We start from the raw sequence: 20615 nt of genomic DNA, 5'->3' as shown, positions 1-20615 counted from the left end.
TAGGTCATCGTCAAGATTAAATTCCGAAACCCCTGATTGCTAACGCAATCAGGGGTTTTGTTTTGGGCGGTCGAAAAGCGCCAAGCGACTTCGAAGCCTCCGCGCCTTGATCAGCTCAATCGGCACCCTCCAGACCGCCATCCTCACACGCGCCCTGCACAACACTGGAGGGGCATCGGAGTGATCGCACTTCCGGGATTGAGGCCTTTTCGAGCACAAAATCGGTGCTTGTCTGACAAAACACCATGCCGTTGGGGAAATCAATGCAAAGTGTTTCTGCATTTTTGGTAAGGTGCAGCACATTTTCACAAGGATGGATATTTCACCCGCAGGATGCGGCGTCGACCTTCTTCAACGAGATGCTGTAGAAATGCCTGAACCGATACCGATCAAGGATCACGAAAAAGAAAACCGCCTGGTCAACAAGCGCTTGCTTGCCTGCGCACTGTTGGTGATTGGTATTACCTGCGCCCTGGTCGGGCGCATGTATTTCCTGCAGGTGGTGCAGTACGACTATCACTCGACGATTTCCGAGAACAACCGGGTCCATGTACTGCCGATAACGCCGACGCGCGGGCTGATTTATGACCGCAATGGCGTGGTGCTGGCCGACAACCGTCCCAGCTACAACCTGACCATCACTCGTGAGCGCACCACTGACCTCAAGGGCGAGCTGGACGCTATCGTCAGCCTGTTGCACTTACCCGCCGAAGACCGCGCGGTATTCGACAAGGCGTTGAAACAAGCGCGTCATCCGTTTGTGCCGGTGACGCTGTTCTACGAATTGACCGAAGAGCAGATTGCCGTGCTGGCCGTTAACGAGTTCCGCTTGCCGGGCGTCGACGTCGAACCGCAGTTCGTGCGGCATTACCCGTTGGGCGCGCATTTTGCCCACTCGATTGGCTACGTTGGTCGAATCAACGAAAAAGAATCCAAGGCCCTCGACTCGGTGGAGTACCGCGGTACCCAGTCCATCGGCAAGACCGGTATCGAGCGTTTCTACGAGTCCGAGCTGCATGGCCATGTCGGCTATGAAGAGGTCGAGACCAACGCCCAGGGTCGCGTTTTGCGCGTACTCAAGCATACCGACCCGATCCCCGGCAAAAACATCGTGCTGAGCCTCGACGTCAAGCTCCAGGAAGCCGCGGAAGAGGCCTTGGGCGATCGCCGTGGTTCGGTAGTGGCCCTCGACCCGCAAACCGGCGAAGTGCTGGCCATGGTGAGTAAGCCGAGTTTTGACCCGAATCTGTTCGTCACCGGCATCAGCTTCAAGGAATATGCCGCGCTGCACGACTCCATCGACCGACCGCTGTTCAACCGTGTGCTACGCGGCCTTTACGCGCCCGGCTCGACCATCAAGCCGGAAGTGGCCATCGCCGGCCTCGACAGTGGCGTGGTGACCGCGCAAACCCGAGTGTTCGACCCCGGTTACTACCAACTGCCCGACTTTGACCACAAATACCGCAACTGGAACCACAGCGGTGACGGCTGGGTGGACATGGACGCAGCCATCATGCGCTCCAACGACACCTACTTTTACGACCTGGCCCACAAGCTGGGTATCGATCGCCTGCACGACTACCTGGCCGAGTTCGGCCTCGGTCAGAAAGTCTCCCTCGACATGTTCGAAGAATCAGCCGGCCTGATGCCTTCCCAGGCCTGGAAGCGCGCGACGCGGCGTCAGCCCTGGTTCCCGGGCGAAACTGTGATTCTCGGCATTGGTCAGGGCTATATGCAGGTCACGCCATTGCAATTGGCCCAAGCCACTGCATTGATCGCCAACAAAGGTGTGTGGAACCGGCCGCACCTGGCCAAGACCATCAACGGCGTGCCGCCGGTGGACGAGAACCCGATGCCTAACGTGGTGCTCAAGGACCCGCGTGATTGGGAGCAGGTCAACCACGGCATGCAACTGGTGATGCACGACCCCCGTGGTATCGCCCGTGCGGCGGCGGCCGGTGCTCAATATAGGATCGCCGGCAAGAGTGGTACTGCGCAGGTGGTGGCGATCAAGCAGGGTGAGCGCTATAACCGCAACAAGACCCTGGAGCGCCATCGCGACAACGCCTTGTTCGTCGGCTTTGCGCCGGCCGAACATCCGAAAATCGTGATCTCGGTGATGATCGAAAACGGCGAGGCCGGTGGCCGCGTGGCAGGCCCGGTAGTGCGGCAGATCATGGACGCCTGGCTGCTGGATCAGGAAGGCCATCTCAAGCCGCAATATGCGACCCCCGCCAAGGCGCCCGGTGACCCGCACGTCTAGTCAAACCTTCCACTCATCCCAGTGCTCTACGCCTGCGTAAGCAAGCCAGGGCACATCATGGGCCGTCCAGATGTGCGAGGTGGGCCGCACGCCAGGGTCATCATCCAGCGTCGCCACCCGCACAATCACATGGGGCTGATGCCGACGCTCAGCCATCAGGTGTGAGCCGCAGCGCGAGCAGAAATGCCTGAGCTTGCCCGGTGACGATTCAAACGACGACAGCAGCGCCTCACCCTGCATCCAGCGAAAGTGCTCGCGCATGACTCCGGCCGTGGCCACGAATGCGGCTGCATGCACCTTGCGGCAACTGTCGCAATGGCAGTGGCTGATGGGCATGTCCACGCTGTCAATTTGATAGCGCACGGCTTTGCAGAAGCAACTTCCATTCAGCGGGTCAGTCATACACGTATTGCCTGATTAAGGACGGAGACAATCATCATTGCTTACAACCTGAGGTTGCGCATTGTTTGTTGTCGCCTACTGTCAATGGAGGAGGTGACTTATGCATGTATTAGATCGCATCGAACGAAAAGTCCTGCTCAACGTACCACGCAAACAAATCTGGGAAGCGCTTACCAATGCCGAGCAATTTGGCGAGTGGTTCGGAGTCGCCCTCAAGGGTAAAACCTTTACCGCTGGAAAAACCATCGAGGCGCCGATCACCTACCCAGGCTACGAACATGTGGTGTGGAAGGCGGAAATCGTGCGCATCCTGCCCCAAACCCTGTTCTCATTCAGATGGCACCCTTACGCTGTGGAGAAGGGCGTCGACTACGACCACGAAACACCGACCCTGGTAGAGTTCACCCTCGAAGACCGCGCGCCCGGCATCGTGCTGCGGGTAGTCGAATCAGGTTTTGACGCAGTGCCCGAAGCCCGTCGCCAAAAAGCCTTCAGGATGAATTCCCGAGGCTGGGACGAGCAAATGGGCAACATCGAAAATTACCTGAACCAGGCCCGCCGCGCCTGAGCCAGCGATGTGCAAATCCGCTGACTCAGGTGTTTACAACGCGTTTAGAAATCCACCGTCGCCGAGAACTTGGCCACACGTGGGTCACCTTGGGTCAGGTAACCGCCCAGCGCCGATTCCCAGTATTTGGTATTCGCCACGTTCTCCACCGTGGCACCCAGGCTCACATCACGCTGGGCCACCTTGAAGTTGTAGCGAGCGCCTACATCGAAGCGGTTCCAGGCCGGCAGGCTGAGGTTGTTCGCCGCATCGGCATACTGGCCGCCGGTACGCAGCATACGGCCATTGACGCTCACGCCTTGCAGGCCCGGCACATCCCAATCCACGCCGGCATTAAGTTGGAAGGACGGCACGCCAATGGCGCGGTTGCCGTCGTTGGCGCCGTTTGCCGTGCCGTTGACTTCGGTGTGGATGATTGTCGCGCCGCCCAGCAGGCGCAAGCCGCTGACGGGTTCGCCGAAGACGTTCAGCTCCACACCTTTGTTGACTTGCTCGCCCTGGAAGACAAAGGTCGCTGTGCCGTCCCCATTCAGCTGGGAAAAACCCTGGGTCGGCTGCTCGATTCGGTACACACCCAGCGTTGCGCCGTAGGTGCCCATGTCGACCTTGACGCCGGCCTCGGTCTGTTTCGATCGCGCGGGTGCAAACGTCTGGTTGGCGTTGGTCACGATGGCGCTGCTGAAGGTAGACGGTGCAGTCGGCCCTGACGCCAGGCCTTCGATGTGGTTGGCGTAGAGCGACACATGCTCCCACGGCTTGAACACCAGGCCATACACCGGCGTGGTGATGCCCTTGGCGTAGTTGGCCGTGCGTGTGCCGGTGCCGTAGGCGTAGCCCTGAACCACCAGCTCCTGGCGACGCAGGCCGGCGGTGAACAGTAAGCGGTCATCCATAAAACCGAAGGTGTCCGACACCGCCGCGCTGCGGGCGAAGGTCTTGGCGGTGATGCCGGGGTCGTTCAGGTCGCTGCCGGAGGTGAAACCGCCTTTGGCCGGTGCCGTCACGTCAGCCGGGTTGTAGATGTTGGTCGGCTGGCTGCCGGAGGCAAAGTCAAAGGCGTTGCGGGTTTGGGTCCAGATGCCGGTCAAGCCGAGGTTCAATTTGTGGCTGACAGCGCCGGTCTGGAATTTGCCGTTCAGGCCAGCCATCAGGCTGGTGTTGTCTTCCTGATGCGCAATGTTCGAGCCGCTGACTGTGGCATTGCCCAGTGTGTCCCTCAAGGTCACCGACGAATAGCGGCCCAGCTCGTTGGTGTGCTTGGCGCCGCCGGCGATGTAGGCGGTCCAGTTATCGTTGAGGTCATACTCGCCGCGCAACATGCCGAAGGTGTCTTCCAGGCTGGTGGTGCCCCAGTTCGGCGCGTAGTTGGTGTCGGCCGACGGCGCATTCGGGATATGGGTCAGCCCATTGCCGAGCAACACCGTGTTGCGTCCGCCATTGACCTGCTGCTTCTGATAAACAAAGTCGCCGGACACCCGCAGGGCATCGCCGCGATAGTCCAGGCCGACCGAAAACAGCTTCGAACGCTGGCTTTCGTCGTCGATGGCGGTGTCGCCTTCGCGCTGGGAAATATTCACCCGCGCGCCAAAACGGTTGTCTTCGCCGAAGCGCTGGCCGATGTCCAGGTGTTCACCCACCCGGCCATCACTGCTGATATCGGTGCTCAAACGGCGCAAAGGCACATCATCAGCGCGCTTGGGTTGCAGGTTGACGCCGCCGCCGATGCCGGAGCCGCTGGGTGTGACGCCGTTGATGAACGCGTTGGGGCCTTTGAACACTTCAACCCGTTCCAGGGCATCGGTGGACATGATCTGGCGTGGCAGAATGCCGTACAAACCGTTGAACGAAATATCGTCACCATTGAGCGGCAGGCCACGAATCACAAAGGCTTGAGCCTGGTTCGCATAGCCCGACGCCTGGCGCACGGACGAGTCATTGAGTAGCACGTCGCCGACGGTTTGCGCGTGCTGCTCGCGGATCAACTTTTCGGTGTAGGAGGACATGCTGAACGGCGCGTCCATGATGTCCTGGTTACCCAGCACACCTAACTGGCCGCCGCGCGCGACCTGGCCACCGGCGTAAACCGGCGGCAAAGCATTCGGTGCAGGTGCGTCGGCACTGATAGTGGTGGCCCCCAATTCCAGTGTATTGCCGTCCGGGCGGTTGTTGGCATCTGGGGTTGCCGCATGAGCAGCCAGGCTCAGGGAGCAGCAAAGGGCAAGCAGGGTAGGGCGAAACGGCGCAGAAATTGGGTTGCAGGAGGGCATGGTCGATCCGGACGGCGAACCGTCAATGTGAGGAAAAGGGCAACAACGTTGCGCTTCCTCACTGCGCGGATACGACTCCGGCGCGAATGATAGTAATTGTCATTAATATTTCGCAACCGTTTTGTGAAATCGTTGTCCGCGCAGGCGCGAGCTGCCGACCAGCGGCGGCAAAGGTGCGTTCGGCAGGCGCGTCTTCGGCCGCCTGGGCAAGGGCGATGGACCCGGCGCGGAGTACAAACGCAAAGGTTAATGCCATCGCCCATCGCGTTTGCCCGGATGCCGAGTAGAATCACGCCCTGAAAGCGATTCCTGAGGTGCGGTACGGTGGATTTACAGCAGGGTTTTGTCCTGACCCGGCATTGGCGCGACACGGCGGCGGGCACGGAGGTCAGTTTCTGGCTGGCCACCGACCAGGGCCCACGCTGTGTGCGCCTACCCGTGCAAACCTCGGTGATGTTTATCCCGCAAGCCCATCGCAAGCCGCTCGACTGGTTGCTCAAGGGCGAGCGCGACATCGAACTGCGCCCGTTGCAATTGTGCGATTTTCACCATCGTCCCGTCCTGGGTCTCTACACCCGCCAGCACCGCCAGTTGATGGACCTGGAAAAGCGCCTGCGCGCCGCCGGTGTCGACGTTTACGAAGGCGACGTGCGCCCGCCCGAGCGTTACATGATGGAGCGCTTCATCACCGCGCCCGTGTGGTTCGGCGGTACGCCGGATGCCAGCGGCACCTTGCTTGAGGCGCAGATGAAACCTGCGCCGGACTATCGCCCGCCGCTCAAACTGGTGTCCCTGGACATCGAGACCACCGCCCAAGGCGATCTGTATTCCATTGCCCTGGAAGGCTGCGGCGAGCGTCAGGTATATATGCTCGGCCCGCCAAACAAAACCGATGCAGTGGACTTCAAGCTCGACTATTGCGATACCCGCGCCCAACTGCTCGAACGCCTCAACCAATGGCTGGCCGCCCACGACCCCGATGCAATCATCGGCTGGAACCTGGTGCAATTCGACCTGCGCGTGCTCCACGAACATGCCCAGCGTCTCAACGTACCGCTGCTGCTTGGCCGTGGCGGTGAGGCCATGGCCTGGCGCGAACATGGCAGTCGCAACCACTACTTCGCCGCCGCAGCCGGGCGGCTGATTATCGACGGCATCGAGGCCTTGCGTTCGGCCACCTGGAGTTTCGAATCCTTCAGTCTGGAAAACGTCGCGCAAACCCTGCTCGGTGAAGGCAAGGACATCTCCACGCCGTACCAGCGCATGGACGAAATCAACCGCATGTTCGCCGAGGACAAACCGGCGTTGGCGCGCTACAACCTCAAGGACTGCGAGCTGGTCACGCGGATTTTCGCCAAGACCGAATTGCTCAAGTTCCTGCTCGAACGCGCCAGCGTCACCGGGCTGCCGGCCGACCGTAATGGCGGCTCGGTGGCGGCGTTCACGCACCTGTATATGCCGCTGATGCACCGCCAGGGCTTTGTCGCACCGAACCTGGGCGACAAACCGCCCCAGGCCAGCCCCGGCGGGTTCGTGATGGACTCGCGTCCCGGCCTCTATGAATCGGTGCTGGTGCTGGACTACAAAAGCCTTTACCCGTCGATCATCCGCAGTTTTCTCATCGACCCGGTGGGCCTGGTCGAAGGCCTCAAGCACCCGGACGACAGCGAGTCGGTAGAGGGCTTTCGCGGTGCACGTTTTTCCCGCACCCGGCATTGCCTGCCATCGATTGTCGCGCGGGTGTCCGAAGGCCGCGAAGTGGCCAAGCGTGAACACAACGCGCCGTTGTCCCAGGCCCTTAAAATCATCATGAATGCATTTTACGGCGTGCTTGGCTCCAGCGGCTGCCGGTTTTTCGATACGCGGCTGGCGTCTTCGATCACCATGCGTGGGCACCAGATCATGCGCCAGACCCGTGAACTGGTGGAGGCCAAGGGATATGACGTGATCTACGGCGACACCGACTCCACCTTCGTCTGGCTCGGCAGCGCGCATGCTGCGGATGACGCCAGCCGCATCGGCCGCGAACTGGTGCAGCACGTCAACGAGTGGTGGCACGCGCATTTGCATAACGAATTCGGCCTGCAAAGCGCCCTGGAGCTGCAATACGAAACCCACTTCAGCCGCTTCCTGATGCCGACCATTCGCGGCGCCGAGGAGGGCAGCAAAAAGCGCTACGCCGGCTTGGTGATACGCGCCGACGGCAGCGAAGAAATGGTCTACAAAGGCCTGGAAACCGTGCGCAGCGACTGGTCGCCCCTGGCCCGGCAATTCCAGCAGGAACTCTATCAGCGCATCTTCCATCGCCAGCCGTATCAAGACTACGTGCGCGACTATGTGCGGCGTACCTTGAGCGGCGAACTCGACGACCTGCTGATCTATCGCAAACGCCTGCGCCGCCCACTCGACGACTACGAGCGCAACGTGCCGCCGCATGTGCGCGCCGCACGCCTGGCGGATGAATACAACGACCGCCTGGGGCGCCCGCGCCAGTACCAGCGCGGCGGCTGGATCAGCTATGTGATCACGGTCAACGGCCCGCAGCCGCTGGAAGTACGCCAGGCGCCGATCGACTACGACCACTACGTCACCCGGCAATTGCAGCCGGTGGCCGACGCGATCCTGCCGTTCGTCAATGATGATTTCGGCACGCTGGTCGGCGGGCAAATGGGCCTGTTTTAAAACGCTTGCCTGCGCGTGGGGCGCGCCTGCACTCTTGGCCTCTGATGACACCCTCAGACGGCGCAGCTTCCCATGACTCATGCCCCACGAGCGTAAGCGCAACTCGGTGCGGTTCAGCATCATCGATTCGCAATGGCCGCCGGTGAAGGCCAACTTGCAGGCCAAACTGCAACGCTAAGGAGATAGCAGCCATGTACACGCTCTACGGCATCGACGAATCCGGTTCCTGCATGATCGAAATCGCCCTGCAGCGTTGCGCGGTGCCGTGGCGGCGAATCGACGCCAGTTCCTGGGAAGACAGCGACGGCAGTGATGCCCTGGCACGCATCAACCCACTTAAACAAATCCCCACGTTGGTGACGCCCGATGGGCAAGTGCTGACCGAAAGCGCCGCGATCCTGATCCACCTGGGCCTGGAATTTCCCGCCTCCGAGCTGCTTGCCGGCAACCGTGCGCAGATCCTGCGCGGGCTGGTATACATCGCCGCCAATTGCTATTCGGCGGTCGGCATTATCGACTACCCGCAACGCTGGCTGGGTAATGTGGATGACGCCGCACAGGCGCAATTGATCAGCGGCACGCGCCGTTACCTGCACCAGGCCTGGGTGGTGTTCGCCGAGCAGTTTGCCGACCAGTTGTTCGCCCCAGGCAATGTGCCGAACGCCCTGGGCATTATGGCGGCTGCGGTGTCGCGCTGGGACGCGGCGCGGGAGGCGTTGAGCAACCTCGCGCCAGGCTTTGCCCAAACGCTGGCGCGGGTGGATGCCGACCCGGTGGTGGCGCCAGTGTTTGCACGGCACTGGCCGCAATAGAACGCCGCGTTATGGTTCCGCAATCAGAAGAAACAATGACTGATAACCCCATTTGAGCCCTTGCGTGGCAGGCTTACTGACCTACGCTTCTTAACGAGGTGTAGGAATCATCCTTGAAATTGACTGTCGCAGACATGAAACTCAAGAACCCTGCATGGAATTCAAAGGAGGTGCGCATGCTCATCCGGTCGCTGACCCTGGCTACCTTGATGGCTTTTACGGGGCCGCTGTTGGCCGCGGATGATATCAACCCACTCAAGCAGGACTTGAACAAGTCCCGCCCACTGGTGGTGGTGGAGCTTGATTCCGGCAACGAAACATTGGCGACCCTCAAGAAACAGCTGGACGAGCCTGCCAACAAGCAGTCCTTTGAAGAACGCAACATGGTGTTCTACACCGTTAAGTTCGGCAGTATCGGCGCTGAAGGCGAGAAGTTCGCCAAGGATGCCAAGGACAACAAGAAGCTCACGCCGCCGGAGACCAATGCGCTGATACGTGCCCTCAAGCTGGGCGCTGGCAGTGGCACCAAGGTGATCCTGGTGGGCAAGGACGGTGAGAAGAAACTCGAGAAGACCGTGCCGCCGGATACCCTCGACTTGAAGGAGTTTTTCAGCGCCATTGACCAGATGCCCCAGGCTGAAAAAGACCTCGCCGCACCGGCTGAGCCTGAGCCTGCTGCTGCAGCTGCGCCGGCCAAGAATGGTAAACCTGCCAAGCCTGCAAAGGCCGGCAGCAAACCCGCTGCCTCACAACTCGATGATTGAACATACATGAGCCAATGTGGGAGCTGGCTTGCCTGGGATGCAGACACCTCGGTGTATCAGGTACACCGAGTTGATGCCATCGCAGGCAAGCCAGCCCCCACATGGGTTCAGCGCTGTTCCAAAGGTTTCGGCGCCTTTCGCACCGGAAACGGAAAGTAGAAAAACCGCAACAACGCCACCCGCTTGATCACTTCCCCGATCAGCAACGGCACCACCACCGCCACCACCAAACCGATGCACGCCGACAGCAACGGATGCAGGCCCACGCGCTCCATCAGGTCAACGGTCTTATGCTGAATCTCTCCATGAAAAATCAACAGAATCAAAGTGGACTGCCCGATGTACGTCATCCCCCGCGTGATGCCCGCCGATGCCATCAGTACCCGCGCCAGTGACCAGCTCGCGTACACACCAATCACCGCCAGCAGGCTGGTCCACAGCCAATGGTCGTAGCGCCGCTGCGCCAGGTCCATGGTGTCGTGGCTGTAGAGGAACACCGCTGCGAACAACGCCACCGAAATCACCAGCGTCAGCAGCGAACCATCATGCCTGCGCAGCCAGTCGCGCAGCAGGTAGCCGTAGATGAAGTAAGTGCTGCTGATCAGGGTTATCTCGAGGCCGAAGGGTAAGCCAGGCAGGGTCCAGGTCTGCTCGCCGACCGTCACCGGTATTTGCCAGAACCACGGCAAAACCCGGATGCCGATCAGCAGTTGCACCACGATCAGCAGGCAACTGACGGGCAGTGACAGCTTCAGGCGCTGGATCAGGCGCAGCATCAGCCAACTGAACAGAATCGCCACCCAGAAGTGCGGCAGAAACCACAGCGCCTGCCAGGGGATGGTGTCCACCGAGGCATACAACACGCCGCCGACATCCGGCAGCAGCGGTTGGCCGCGCAGTACATCGCGCACCAGCACGTACACCAGCATGGTGAAGAAAAACGGCTTGAGCAGGCCGTCGGCCTTGCGCACTGCCATCTCCACAAAGGGTTGCTCGGGCTTGAAGAACACCCCGGAGAGGAAGAAGAACAGCGGCAAGATGAACGAAGCAATGATCGGATACTGCAACTCCAGGGAGTTGGCCACGAACCAGCTGTGGCCATACACGATCAGCAGGATGCCGATGCCCTTGGCGATATCCATTTGAATCCAACGATGTTTCATCCGACTGCCCCCGACCGATCGTTCATGCCTTGCGCCATGGCTTGAGCCACAGCCCCATGCCCAGCAACACCACGGCGCCGGCCAGGGTGCTTAACCCCAGTTGCAGCCACACGCCTTGAATTGGAAACAGCAGCAGCGCCGCCAGGCTCATCATCAGCGCACTGAGCAGCCAATGCCGCGTCCAGGGCAAAGCATTGAGTAATGCCTGGCGTTGCATCAGCAGCAGTGCGGTGCATATCACACCGGCCAGTGCGGCCAAGGGAATACCCTCCAGGCCAAACACAAACGGCAGCACGCCCAGCAGCAGCACATTGACCAGGCTGCCGAGCAGCTCGCAACGCAGCGGCTGGCGCGTATCGCCGGCGGCGTAGGCATAACGCGCAAGCAAGGCATTCCAGGCGCCGAACACCAGCGGCACGGCAAACCAGGCCAGCAGCAGCGGCAACGGTGAGTCCGCCGATTGTTTGGGCAGCAGCAGGGCCACCAGGCTCGGCGCCGCCGCCACCAGGCCAACACCGGCCGGCAAGGTCAGCACGCTGGCGGTTTCGAGGCCGCGCTTGAGCAGGGCCAGGCGCTCATCGCCCTGGCGTCGGCTCATCATGCCCAGCAGCACTTGGTTAAGGCTCATCAGCGCAATCAGCGGCAGGTTCATCAGCTTGCGGGCGAGGTTGACCCAGGTCACCGCGCCTTCGCCGAGCAGCGACGCCACCAGCCGTTCGATCAAGGCCAGGCCCTGGCTGGCGCCATTGCTCAGTAATAGCGGCCCGATGCGCTGGCCCAGCTCGCGCAGCGGCGCAAAGGACAGTTGCCAGCGCCACGGCCGCCAGCCCTGGCGCCAGAGCGACGGCAGCAACGCCAGCGGCATCAACAGGCTGCCGACCAGGCACGCCAAGGCGAGGGCATGCGGTTGCGTGGCCGTGCCCGCCAACGCCAGGTAGGTCACCGGCGGCAGGTTGAACAGCAACGAGCCCAACCCCGCCAGCACAAATCGCTCGCTGGCCTGCAATGGAATACTGAACAGCGCATGCAGCATCAAGCCGGGTACGCACCACGCGACGATTTGCAGGTTGCCGGCGGCCAGCGCCGTGGCACTGGCCGCCAGCCCCGGGCCGAGCAATTGCACCAGCCACGGCGCCAGCAACGTCAGCAGCAGGCTGGTGACCAGCGCAATCAACATCAAGGCCGGGAACAGCACTGCCAGCCAGTCAAGGCGCTCGCCGTGCTTGCGTGCCAGGTACAGCGGCAGCGCGGCGGCGCTCAATACGCCACCGGCCAACGACATGCGCAACGCCTCGGGCAAAAACAGCGCGATGAGGAAGGCGTCACTGCGTTCTCCGGCGCCCCACGCGGCCACCAGCAGCCATTCGCGGGCGAACCCCAGGCACAGACCCAGCAAGGTCGCAAGCGTCAGCCAGACGGCAGAGCCGAGCATGATTAAGGCCGCACGCCGTCAAGCAGCGGCTTGCGGTACACCACGGTCTTGACCTGCGGCAGGCGCGCCGGAAACAGGCGGCGGGCCTCCAGCACATTGATGCCGACCATCAGCCAGAACAGCGACACCATCACCACGGCAAAACTGAAGTAGTGGTCAAACAGGCCGCTGACCAGCGCCGACAGAATCCCGGCCGTGCTGCCCAGCCACAGCGCGTTGTCTTTGGTCAGGCGGATCGGGCCTTTTTCCGGGCGCGCTTCACGCCACCAGCGCACTGTCACGGCAATAAACAACAGCATGCCGACAATGCCGATCTTGTAGACGTAGTTCAGCCACAGGTTGGAGATCCCCAGAAAGTGCGTGCCCGGCACCGGCGGGTCGACCTTGAAGCCGATGCCGAACGGGTAGGCTGCGACCGCCTGGGGGAACATGCGGTATTCGTCGAAACGGATTTCGGTACTGGCGTTATCCGAGGAGAAAATCGTCGCCAGGCGGTCCTGCAACGGCGGGTAAGCCATCACCAGCGCCACGGTCAGCGCCGCGCCGATCATCAACAAGCGGCCGGTATACGGCACGCGGCGCGTGGCCATCCAGATCAGCACCAACGCCAGGCTGACCATCGCCCCACGGCTACTGGCCAGCAGCAAAGCGGCGGCCCCCAGGCACGCCACGCCCAGGCCCAACCCACGCTTCCAGCCCTGTTCGGTCATGCCGAAGCAGAAGGCCAAGGGCAGCAGCAGGGCCATGATCCCGCCGATGGCGTTCGGGTGCATCCATGGCGAGCCCATGCGCGAGGACATCGCCTCCAGGCCGAATTTGAGGGTGTCGAAGTTGCCGTAATTGAACAGCGCCAGCACCGGCGCAATGCCGGCGCCCGAGCGCGTGCGCACGAACACTGCAATCGACAGCACCAGCATCGCCAGGGTGCCCAGCAACAGGGCGATCACCAACGATTCGCGGTGCTTGTGGTCCACCAGCAACTTGGCCGCCAGAAACACCCCCGACAGGTTCAGCAACCAGCGCAGCCAGTTCGCCACGCCACTGCTGTCGGCGTGAATGGTGACTTGGCCGACGATAAACGGGAACACGCTGAACAGCATCAGCCACAGCAGCATCTGGTCGGTGGGGCGGCGTGTGAGGCTCGGCGTGGCCGGCACGCGGGCCAGAAAGCTGTGCCACAGCACCGCGCCCCAGGTCAGCGCCAGGATTGCTTCGCTGACCGTACTGCGAATACCCAGGTTGAGCGTGGAGTAGGGCATAAAGGTTGCCATCCCGGCGAACAGCAGCAAGCCCCAGAACGGGAAGCGCAAAATGGTCACCGCAGCGGCCAGTCCGATCACCGCGAGAAACGCCTTGGCCGGTGACAGCATCAAGGCGAGGGCGCCAAACAGCAGGCCGAACAGGATGGCGACGAGGCTTGCCAGGGAGAATCTCATTTCAATTCCTCGATCAGTTCGGCCAGGCGTTGGCGATAGGCAAGCGGGTTGTAACGCTGCGCCCATTGCCGACGTTGCTCGGGTGAGTCTTCATCCGCCTGATCACTCAGGCCCAGCATCAATTGCACCAGCGCCGGGCCATCGGTGGGCGAAAAGCGCGGCGCCGACGGCGGGGTGATTTCATCCAGCGAGGTGCCGCTGGCCACCGCCACCGGCGTGCCGACGCTCAGCGCTTCGATCACCGGCAAGCCAAAGCCTTCGGCATAGGACGGCTGCCACAGGCGCGTGGCCTGGCGATACAAGGCGTGCAGCTCGGCATCCGACACGCCGCTCAAGGCGCGAATCCCCGGCAGGCTGCGCTGGGCTTCGGGCAGGTGGTCGAGGCTGCCGACCAACACCAGCTCCGGTACAGCGGGAGAGAGGCTGCGCGCCTGTTGCCAGGCCTCCACCAGAAACGGCACGTTCTTGCGCAGTTCGCGGGTGCCCACCAACAGCCAGTAACGCGGCGGCAGCCGGCGCGCGGTGAGGTCCGCCGCCAGTTCGATAAAACTATCGACCTGATTGGGCAGCACGCGCACTTTGCCAGCAGCCCTGGGGAACAGCCGCGTGGTTTCATCGGCACTGTACTGCGATGGCGTCCACACCCGGTCGGCACTGTGTACCGCATAGCTGATCGACAGGCGATCGCTGGTTTTGTAGATCAACGCCTTTAAACGGTTGGCGTGGTAGTTGTTCAACGTGATCTGGAACAGGTCGTGCAGCAGCACCACGGTGCGCAAGCCTTTGGGCTTGGGTGGCAGTGGCAGGCCCATGTTGAAGGTGCTGATATACAGGTCGATCTGTTGTTCACGCAAGGCCCTGGGCAGGAAACTGGCCTCGAACCTCAAGCGATTCTGTGGCTGATGCATGGCCGTCTTCGCACAGCCCCACGCCGGGCAGTGGGCCTGCAAGCGCGTTTCATCGCCCAGCGGCGCCACGGTGAAGCGCTCAAGCTCGATGCCGGGCAAGCTGCGCAAGGCTGTTTCAAGCGCATACACCTGGCGGCTGATGCCGGATTGCGGTGAGGTGCCGACAGTGCGGTAATCCAGGCCTACACGCATAGGGGCTCCTTTTGATTGAGCGGTGCCAGTGAGTCATACACCTGCTCCAGCTGGCTGGCGGCGACACTCCAGTCATGGGCCCGGCGCACATAGGCGCGGCCGGCTTCACCCATGGGCGCGGCGGCCTCGGGAAATTGCAGCAGGCGCACCACGGCATCCGCCAGGCTGTCGGCACTTTGCCCGCCGAGGTAGTCCAGGCCTTCCACCAGGTCCAGGCCCGACACCCCTTGCTCGGTGCTTGCCAGGGGCAACCCGGCGGCCAGCGCTTCGAGCACTTTCAATTTGGACCCGCCGCCATGGCGCAGCGGCGCCAGGAATACCGAGCAGCTCGATTGCAGGTTCAACAGGTTCGGCACAAACCCTTGCCACTCGATGCGCGGGTCTTTCCAACGCTCGCGCCAGCTGCCGGGCATGCCGAACCCGCACACGCTCATGCGCGCCTGTGGGCAGCGCTCCCAAACCTTGGGGAGGATTTCATCCAGCGCCCACTCGATGGCGTCCACGTTGGGCGCGTACTCATAGTTGCCGAGGAACAACACGCGTTGAGTCGACGGGTCGGGATGGGCGGCGGCGAAGTGATCGCAGTCCACGCCATTGACCACCACCGGCACCGGTTTGCCGGCGATTTTAGCCAGCACTTGCGCGTCGGCTTCGGTCACCGCCACCACCTGCGCCGCCTGGCGCATCACCCGGTGTTCCCAGCGGCTGTAGCGCCATTGGTCGTAGCGAATGAACGGCAGCGCCCAGCGCGGCAGGCGGTCGTAGGTGGCGGCGCCCAACGCCGACTCCACATTATGTTCGGTCAGGACGAACGGCTGGGATTTGCGTGCCAGCGCATCTTCGTAGGGTTGGAAGGTGTAGGTGTGCTCGATCTGCACCACGTCCCAATGCTCGTTGAGCAGTTGCTGAAAAGTGTCCTGCAAGCCCGCCGACAGGCCATTCACACTCGCCAGCAGCGGGTAGGGCGCCAACAGCCCGGCCACCAGGGTCTTGAGGCTGCGCAGCGGGCGGCGCGGCAGGATGATCACTTGCTCAAGGAAGGCTTCCAGCACCTGGCGGTCGGTCAGTGACACCGGGTGCTTGTCATGCAGCAGCAGGGTGATCCGATGCCCGCGCGCGGCCAGGCTGCGCAGCAGGTGGAACTGGCGGGTCTTGCCGCCGCTGGTGGCGGGCCAGGGTGAGTAGGGCAGGATCCATAAAATGCGCATGGCAGGCCTCAATCCCATAACAGAATTTGCAGGTTCGACTTGACCGGTACGGTCAGGCCGCCGGTGCCACTCAGCGGGGTTTGCGTGCCGCGCAGCGGGTCGTACAGGGTCGCGCCGGTCAAACCGGGCAAGTGCGCGTTGCCGCCCTGGGCCGACCAGAAATACCAGAGTTTGTGGCCGTCGGCGCGGGTCCAGCCGATGCTGAACAAGCCGTCCGGCAATTGATCGGCGGCGGGCGGGTCGCCGGGTGTGAGTTGCGGGCCGCTGACGTCGAGAAAGTTCTTCAAGGCGGTGTAGACCGGCTTGGGGTTGGCGTCGATGTCGAGCAAGCCGTAAGACTGGTCGCGCACGCTGGCGCGCTGGTCGAGGTCGCTCAAGGTGAACAGGAAGATCTTGTCGAAATCCATCGCGCTCATCAGCGCCACGCGGCGCACTACATAATCGGCCTGGCCCTGCAAGGTAATCAGGTCTTGGGCGTCTTTGGGGCCGGGGTAGGTCGACCAACCCCACTCGGTGCTCCACAGGGTGTGCACGCCAGCGGCGCGAAGGGACTGGTTGAGCGCCGTGGTCCTGGCGATAAAGTCCAGGTTCGCCGGGTCGTTGCCTTCGGGCAACTGCGTGTAAGGGTGATAGGAAATCACCGTGTTCAAACTGGCCACACCCAACGCGCCAAGGGCCGAGAGCATGGTCTGGCCGTTGGGCATTTCGCTGAAGAACGCCATGCCGGCGGCCACCACCGGTTTGTTGGCATTCACTGCGTGCAAAGCGGCGGCGCTGACGGTGAGCAAGTTGGCATAGCCGGCCGGGTCGGCCGCCGGTCGCCAGAAGCCGAGCAGGTTGGGCTCGTTCCAGACTTGCCAGGCATCGACGCTGGGGTAGCGTTGCGACAACAACGCCATGCGGTTGGCGAACACATTCGGGTCCTTGGGCGGGTACTGGTCCTGATACGGCGCATCGACCGGCGCGGTAGTGGCGAAAGGCGCCGAGCCCACCAGGTAGAACACCGATTTGAGCTGGTTGGTTTGCAGGTTGGCGACCAACTGATCCAGGGTCGCGACCTGATACTGGCCCTCAGCGGGCTCCAGTTGGTCCCAATGCAGATCCAGGCGCACCCATTGCAGGCCCAGAGCCTTGAGACGGTCGATTTGCAGCTGATACAGCGTCGGGCTGAACCACAGGAACTGCGCATTCACCCCCAGAAAGTCCTTCCACACCACCACCTTGTTGCCCTTGAGCACATGGTTTTCGGCATCGGCCTGACGCCCCCACATAAAGACGCTGAGGCCGATTGCCGCGACCACGGCCAGGGTGGCTAACCACGTGCGTTTAGCTGCCATAAGGTGCTCCTGCAATGGCCTCTTCAAAGAGCTGCTTGAACTGCCGCGCGGTCAATGGCCACAGGCGCTCGCGGCCGATTTCACTGGCGCGTTCGGCCCAGTCGCGGGCCAGGGTCGGTGTGCGCGCCAGGCGCAGCAGTTGTGCACTCAAGGCCGCCACATCGCCTTGGGGATAAATCGCGCCATTGCCGCTGGCGACTTCTTCGGCAAACGCGCGCGCATCCGACGTGATCGCCCCGCGCCCGCAGGCTGCGGCCCAGGACAGCGCGCCACTGGTGCCGCGTTGGCGCCCCAGCAGGCCGAGCTTTTTTGATTCGCGGTACGGCAGCACCATCACGTGGTGCGCCTGGATCGTCTGCGCAATTTCGTCCGCCGGCAGGTTCAGCCGCCAGTCGATGGCACCCGCCAGGCCGAGGTCGGCGATCTGGCTGTTCAACTGCTCCAGGTAATTGCCGCCTGCGCCAAACGCCATTTCGGCGGCCGTGCCACCGGCCAGGGTCAGGCGCACACGGTCACGCAATTCGGGGGCTTGCTTGAAGGCATCGGCCAATGCCTGCAACAGGTCTTCAATGCCTTTGCCACGGTAGATAAAACCGAAATACAGCAGGTGCAAGGTGTCCAGCGAGGGCAACGGTGCCGGCGCAATCGCCAGGTTGGCGTGGTTGATCACCGCCACTTTGCCGGCCGGCAGTTGCATGCGCTGTGACAAGCAATCGGCGCCCAGGCGGGTGAGGGTAATCAGGCGCGTCAGGCCTTGGGCGACCTGGCGTTCTTCACGCAAGGTCAGCGGGTCGGCCAGCACCACGGCCGCTTGCGGCAATGGGCTGGGCAGGCGCTCCAGCAGGTTGAGTGGAAAGGGCAGGTGCTCCCGCCGCCAGACCATGCGTTCGGGGTCATGCACGGTGGCGGTCAGCGGCAGCGTGGGATGGGCCTTGCGCAACTCGCGCAGGGCCAGGAACTCCCCCAACCGCCCGCCACCCAGCTCGGCGTGGACCAGGTCCACGCGTTGCCAGTCGAACCCGGCGATCGCCTGCTGGATTGCGGCAGTGCTGCCTTCCACGCCGCTCAACGGTGTCGCCACCGTCACGCCCAACTGCTCCAAGGCCGTCTTGAAATGGTTCGCGTAGTCGGCGATCCCGTTTTTTTCCGGCGGCAAAGGCGCGAGCAGGGCGATGCGCATCAGAACGCTCCCCGGTATTTGGCGATGGTTTTGAGCACCTTGGCCGGCACTTCGAATTTGCGCCGGTTGATGATGATACCGTCCACCTTGCCGAACGCGGTGTTGAGGATCGACAGCGCGTGTTCCACCACCGGCACGGTGCTTTTTTGCGCTTCCACCACCAAAGCGATCAGGTCGGCGCGGCGCAGGTTGATAAAGGCATCGCGGTTATCCAGCAGCGCCGAGGCATCCAGCAGGACCAGCTCGCCGGGTGCCGCCGGTTGCGCGCCGCCGACCCGCACGTGGATGCCGTTCTCTTGCAACAACTGGCGCAGTTGTTCGACCACAAAGCTCACACCCTCGCCATGGCGTGCCGAAGTCAGCCCCAACGTCATGCCGTGCTCGGCAATCCGTTCCAACTGCAGCAGCCCATACAGGCGGTAAATGCTCGCATTGAATGCGTTGGTACCCTGCGCGGTGCTGGTGTCCAGCTCCGGCAAGGTGGTCCACAGCGGCAGGCCGAACTTGCGCTCCACCAAGCCGCCGTCGTGAATGCGCTGGTCCAGCAGGTAGCACAGGTAAATCACCAACAGGCCGACGACGATCGAGAACGGAATCGCCAACAGCAGCATCAGCAGGGTTTTCGGGAAGATCCGGCCTGGGTTCAGGGTGGCTTCTTCGATCACTGCAATGTTGCTGATCTGGCTCTTGTCCAGCTCACGGTCGATGCGCGATTTTTCCAGGTTGTCCACATACAGCGCATAGTTGCGCTCGGTGGCGCTCAGCTCGCGGGAGAGGCGCGTCAGTTCCGGTTCAATCTCCAGTGCCTCCTTGCGTTGCGCCTCAAGGTTGACCAGTTGTTTCTGCTGCTGAACCAGTTGGGTGCGCAGCGCCAGGTTATTGCTCGACTCATCCAGCAGCACGCGCTGCAAGTGAATTTCGAGGGTGTTCGGCGCGCGGTTTTCCGAGCTTTGCACCGTGTTGCTTTCACCGGCCACCTGCGCCTGCATCGCCCGAATCGACGCATCCAGGGCTTTGACCGGCGGCGCGTTATCGGTGTAGGTGCGCATCATGTCGGCCTTTTCCAGCAGCTTCTGGTTGAGCAGGCGACGCAAATCCTGTTGCTGCGGGTTCAGTGCGATCTGGCGCACCGTGGTGACTTCCTTGGGTTGGCCCTTGAGTTGGTCGCGGGTGCTCTGGATCGCGCTGTCGGACGAGGCGATCAGGCGCGTGGTGTTGAAGGTCTCGCCACGCAGCACATTGATGCGCTCGGACAAGTCTTCCAGACGATCGGTGATGCTCGCCGCGCCGATCTCGTTCAAGTGCTTGAGGATCTGCTCCTTGTAGCTTTTGATCTCGGTGGCGCTGGTGTTCACCTGGCCCTCGTAGAAGGCATACAGGCTCTTGCGGCCCAGTGCCTGGGTGCGTTCGGCGATGTAGGTCTCGACCCAGTCCTTGACCACTTGTTGGGCAATTTCCGGGTCGCCCCAGCGAAAGCTGATATCCATCACCGTGGAACCCACGGCGTGGCTGACCTCGAAGTTTTTCTCCAGGCTGGCGGCCAGGCGCTCCACGGGGGTGGTCTTTTCCAGGATGCCGACGGTTTCCAGTACCACGCGAATCCCGTCGAATACCGCGCCCACACCTTCCTTGACGTAGTACTTGGTGCGCTTCCAGAAGCCTTCCGGCGGCGGTGCGTTGGCGATCACTTCCAGGTAATGCTCGGCCACCGTGCGCACAATCGGCCGCCCGGTCAGCAGGCGCTCTTCGTCGACAATCGGGTCGCGCTGGGTGCTGGGCATCACGATGGCCTGGCGGTTGCTGATCTCGATCGGCAAGGTCGAATCACGCCCCGGCTTGACCAGCAGGCGCGCGGTGGATTCGTACTTGGCCGGCAGCAAAAAGGCCCCCAGCAGGATGATCACCAGCGCCGCGATGGCCGCCAGTTTGAACTCATGCCGAAAGATGAAGAACAGGCGCAGAAGATCACGAAAAGAACGGATCTCGATCATGGGATGTCGC

At 62.2% G+C, this 20615-nt stretch carries 15 protein-coding genes and 1 pseudogene; 6 read left to right on the top strand and 10 right to left on the bottom strand.

From position 1 onward, the window contains the following. Positions 1-370: 370 nt before the first annotated feature. Positions 371-2263, top strand: coding sequence for a penicillin-binding protein 2 (gene mrdA / locus AOA59_RS31720; RefSeq protein ID WP_056858820.1), 1893 nt, complete (start codon positions 371-373; stop codon positions 2261-2263). Here the strand turns inward: mrdA and AOA59_RS31715 are convergent, their stop codons facing one another. Then, positions 2264-2665 (bottom strand): GFA family protein, encoded by a 402-nt coding sequence (locus tag AOA59_RS31715; protein WP_099490146.1) that lies wholly within the window; start codon positions 2663-2665, stop codon positions 2264-2266. Positions 2666-2765: 100 nt separating this feature from the next. Here AOA59_RS31715 and AOA59_RS31710 point away from each other — a divergent pair, with 100 nt between their 5' ends. Beyond that, entirely contained in the window at positions 2766-3233 is a 468-nt protein-coding gene (locus AOA59_RS31710; protein WP_069786925.1) for an SRPBCC family protein, read from the top strand. A 44-nt stretch (positions 3234-3277) separates the two neighbouring features. On the opposite strand, the gene AOA59_RS31705 is transcribed toward AOA59_RS31710, so the two are convergent. Then, positions 3278-5500, bottom strand: coding sequence for a TonB-dependent siderophore receptor (locus tag AOA59_RS31705; RefSeq protein ID WP_099490145.1), 2223 nt, complete (start codon positions 5498-5500; stop codon positions 3278-3280). Between the two features lie 324 nt (positions 5501-5824). Between AOA59_RS31705 and AOA59_RS31695 the strand changes: the two genes are divergently transcribed. The 4 genes and pseudogenes from AOA59_RS31695 (at position 5825) to AOA59_RS31680 (ending at position 9758) form a co-directional block, all read left to right on the top strand. Continuing rightward, positions 5825-8182, top strand: a complete 2358-nt coding sequence (locus AOA59_RS31695; protein WP_099490144.1) for a DNA polymerase II — start codon at positions 5825-5827, stop codon at positions 8180-8182. Between the two features lie 76 nt (positions 8183-8258). After that, positions 8259-8360, top strand: a pseudogene (locus AOA59_RS31690) (GNAT family N-acetyltransferase); the annotation flags it as partial. Between the two features lie 13 nt (positions 8361-8373). Next, a complete protein-coding gene (locus AOA59_RS31685; protein WP_099490143.1) occupies positions 8374-8994 on the top strand; it encodes a glutathione S-transferase family protein in 621 nt (206 codons plus the stop codon). Between the two features lie 176 nt (positions 8995-9170). Then, on the top strand, positions 9171-9758 hold the full coding sequence (locus AOA59_RS31680; protein WP_056858813.1) for a DUF4174 domain-containing protein: 588 nt from the start codon (positions 9171-9173) through the stop codon (positions 9756-9758). Positions 9759-9865: 107 nt separating this feature from the next. On the opposite strand, the gene AOA59_RS31675 is transcribed toward AOA59_RS31680, so the two are convergent. Genes AOA59_RS31675 through AOA59_RS31640 form a run of 8 tightly spaced genes read right to left on the bottom strand, consistent with a single transcriptional unit; the run spans position 9866 to position 20605 of the window. Further along, positions 9866-10921, bottom strand: coding sequence for an acyltransferase family protein (locus AOA59_RS31675; RefSeq protein ID WP_099490142.1), 1056 nt, complete (start codon positions 10919-10921; stop codon positions 9866-9868). Positions 10922-10943: 22 nt separating this feature from the next. Beyond that, complete coding sequence (locus tag AOA59_RS31670; RefSeq protein ID WP_099490141.1) at positions 10944-12353, bottom strand: lipid II flippase MurJ; 1410 nt, start codon at positions 12351-12353, stop codon at positions 10944-10946. 2 nt (positions 12354-12355) lie between these two features. Next, positions 12356-13789 carry an O-antigen ligase gene (locus AOA59_RS31665; RefSeq protein ID WP_069786932.1) on the bottom strand — a complete coding sequence of 478 codons (1434 nt, stop codon included), beginning with the start codon at positions 13787-13789 and terminating at the stop codon, positions 12356-12358. Next, entirely contained in the window at positions 13786-14889 is a 1104-nt protein-coding gene (locus AOA59_RS31660; RefSeq protein WP_099490140.1) for a glycosyltransferase family 1 protein, read from the bottom strand. The genes AOA59_RS31665 and AOA59_RS31660 overlap by 4 nt, the downstream gene beginning before the upstream one ends. Beyond that, positions 14880-16097: a glycosyltransferase family 4 protein gene (locus tag AOA59_RS31655; RefSeq protein ID WP_099490139.1), complete on the bottom strand. Its 1218-nt coding sequence runs from the start codon at positions 16095-16097 to the stop codon at positions 14880-14882. The genes AOA59_RS31660 and AOA59_RS31655 overlap by 10 nt, the downstream gene beginning before the upstream one ends. An 8-nt stretch (positions 16098-16105) precedes the next feature. Next, positions 16106-17434: a beta-galactosidase gene (locus AOA59_RS31650; protein ID WP_099490138.1), complete on the bottom strand. Its 1329-nt coding sequence runs from the start codon at positions 17432-17434 to the stop codon at positions 16106-16108. Next, positions 17424-18614 (bottom strand): glycosyltransferase, encoded by a 1191-nt coding sequence (locus AOA59_RS31645; RefSeq protein ID WP_099490137.1) that lies wholly within the window; start codon positions 18612-18614, stop codon positions 17424-17426. Before AOA59_RS31645 ends, AOA59_RS31650 begins: the two co-directional genes overlap by 11 nt. After that, positions 18614-20605 (bottom strand): exopolysaccharide transport family protein, encoded by a 1992-nt coding sequence (locus AOA59_RS31640; RefSeq protein WP_099490136.1) that lies wholly within the window; start codon positions 20603-20605, stop codon positions 18614-18616. The genes AOA59_RS31645 and AOA59_RS31640 overlap by 1 nt, the downstream gene beginning before the upstream one ends. Positions 20606-20615 lie beyond the last annotated feature (10 nt).

Source organism: Pseudomonas sp. 2822-15, from assembly GCF_002742515.1.
GTDB classification, from domain to species: Bacteria; Pseudomonadota; Gammaproteobacteria; order Pseudomonadales; family Pseudomonadaceae; genus Aquipseudomonas; species Aquipseudomonas salomonii.
The sequence above is the reverse complement of the archived record's forward strand: the minus strand, read 5'-3'. Positions and strand labels throughout refer to the sequence as shown.

Coding starts and splice junctions, on each gene's coding strand:
- AOA59_RS31715 (WP_099490146.1), bottom strand. CDS start 2,665: ATGACTGACCCGCTGAATGGAAGTTGCTTCTGCAAAGCCGTGCGCTAT.
- AOA59_RS31680 (WP_056858813.1), top strand. CDS start 9,171: ATGCTCATCCGGTCGCTGACCCTGGCTACCTTGATGGCTTTTACGGGG.
- AOA59_RS31640 (WP_099490136.1), bottom strand. CDS start 20,605: ATGATCGAGATCCGTTCTTTTCGTGATCTTCTGCGCCTGTTCTTCATC.
- AOA59_RS31650 (WP_099490138.1), bottom strand. CDS start 17,434: ATGGCAGCTAAACGCACGTGGTTAGCCACCCTGGCCGTGGTCGCGGCA.
- AOA59_RS31670 (WP_099490141.1), bottom strand. CDS start 12,353: ATGCTCGGCTCTGCCGTCTGGCTGACGCTTGCGACCTTGCTGGGTCTG.
- AOA59_RS31645 (WP_099490137.1), bottom strand. CDS start 18,614: ATGCGCATCGCCCTGCTCGCGCCTTTGCCGCCGGAAAAAAACGGGATC.
- AOA59_RS31710 (WP_069786925.1), top strand. CDS start 2,766: ATGCATGTATTAGATCGCATCGAACGAAAAGTCCTGCTCAACGTACCA.
- AOA59_RS31685 (WP_099490143.1), top strand. CDS start 8,374: ATGTACACGCTCTACGGCATCGACGAATCCGGTTCCTGCATGATCGAA.
- AOA59_RS31705 (WP_099490145.1), bottom strand. CDS start 5,500: ATGCCCTCCTGCAACCCAATTTCTGCGCCGTTTCGCCCTACCCTGCTT.
- mrdA (WP_056858820.1), top strand. CDS start 371: ATGCCTGAACCGATACCGATCAAGGATCACGAAAAAGAAAACCGCCTG.
- AOA59_RS31655 (WP_099490139.1), bottom strand. CDS start 16,097: ATGCGCATTTTATGGATCCTGCCCTACTCACCCTGGCCCGCCACCAGC.
- AOA59_RS31675 (WP_099490142.1), bottom strand. CDS start 10,921: ATGAAACATCGTTGGATTCAAATGGATATCGCCAAGGGCATCGGCATC.
- AOA59_RS31660 (WP_099490140.1), bottom strand. CDS start 14,889: ATGCGTGTAGGCCTGGATTACCGCACTGTCGGCACCTCACCGCAATCC.
- AOA59_RS31665 (WP_069786932.1), bottom strand. CDS start 13,789: ATGAGATTCTCCCTGGCAAGCCTCGTCGCCATCCTGTTCGGCCTGCTG.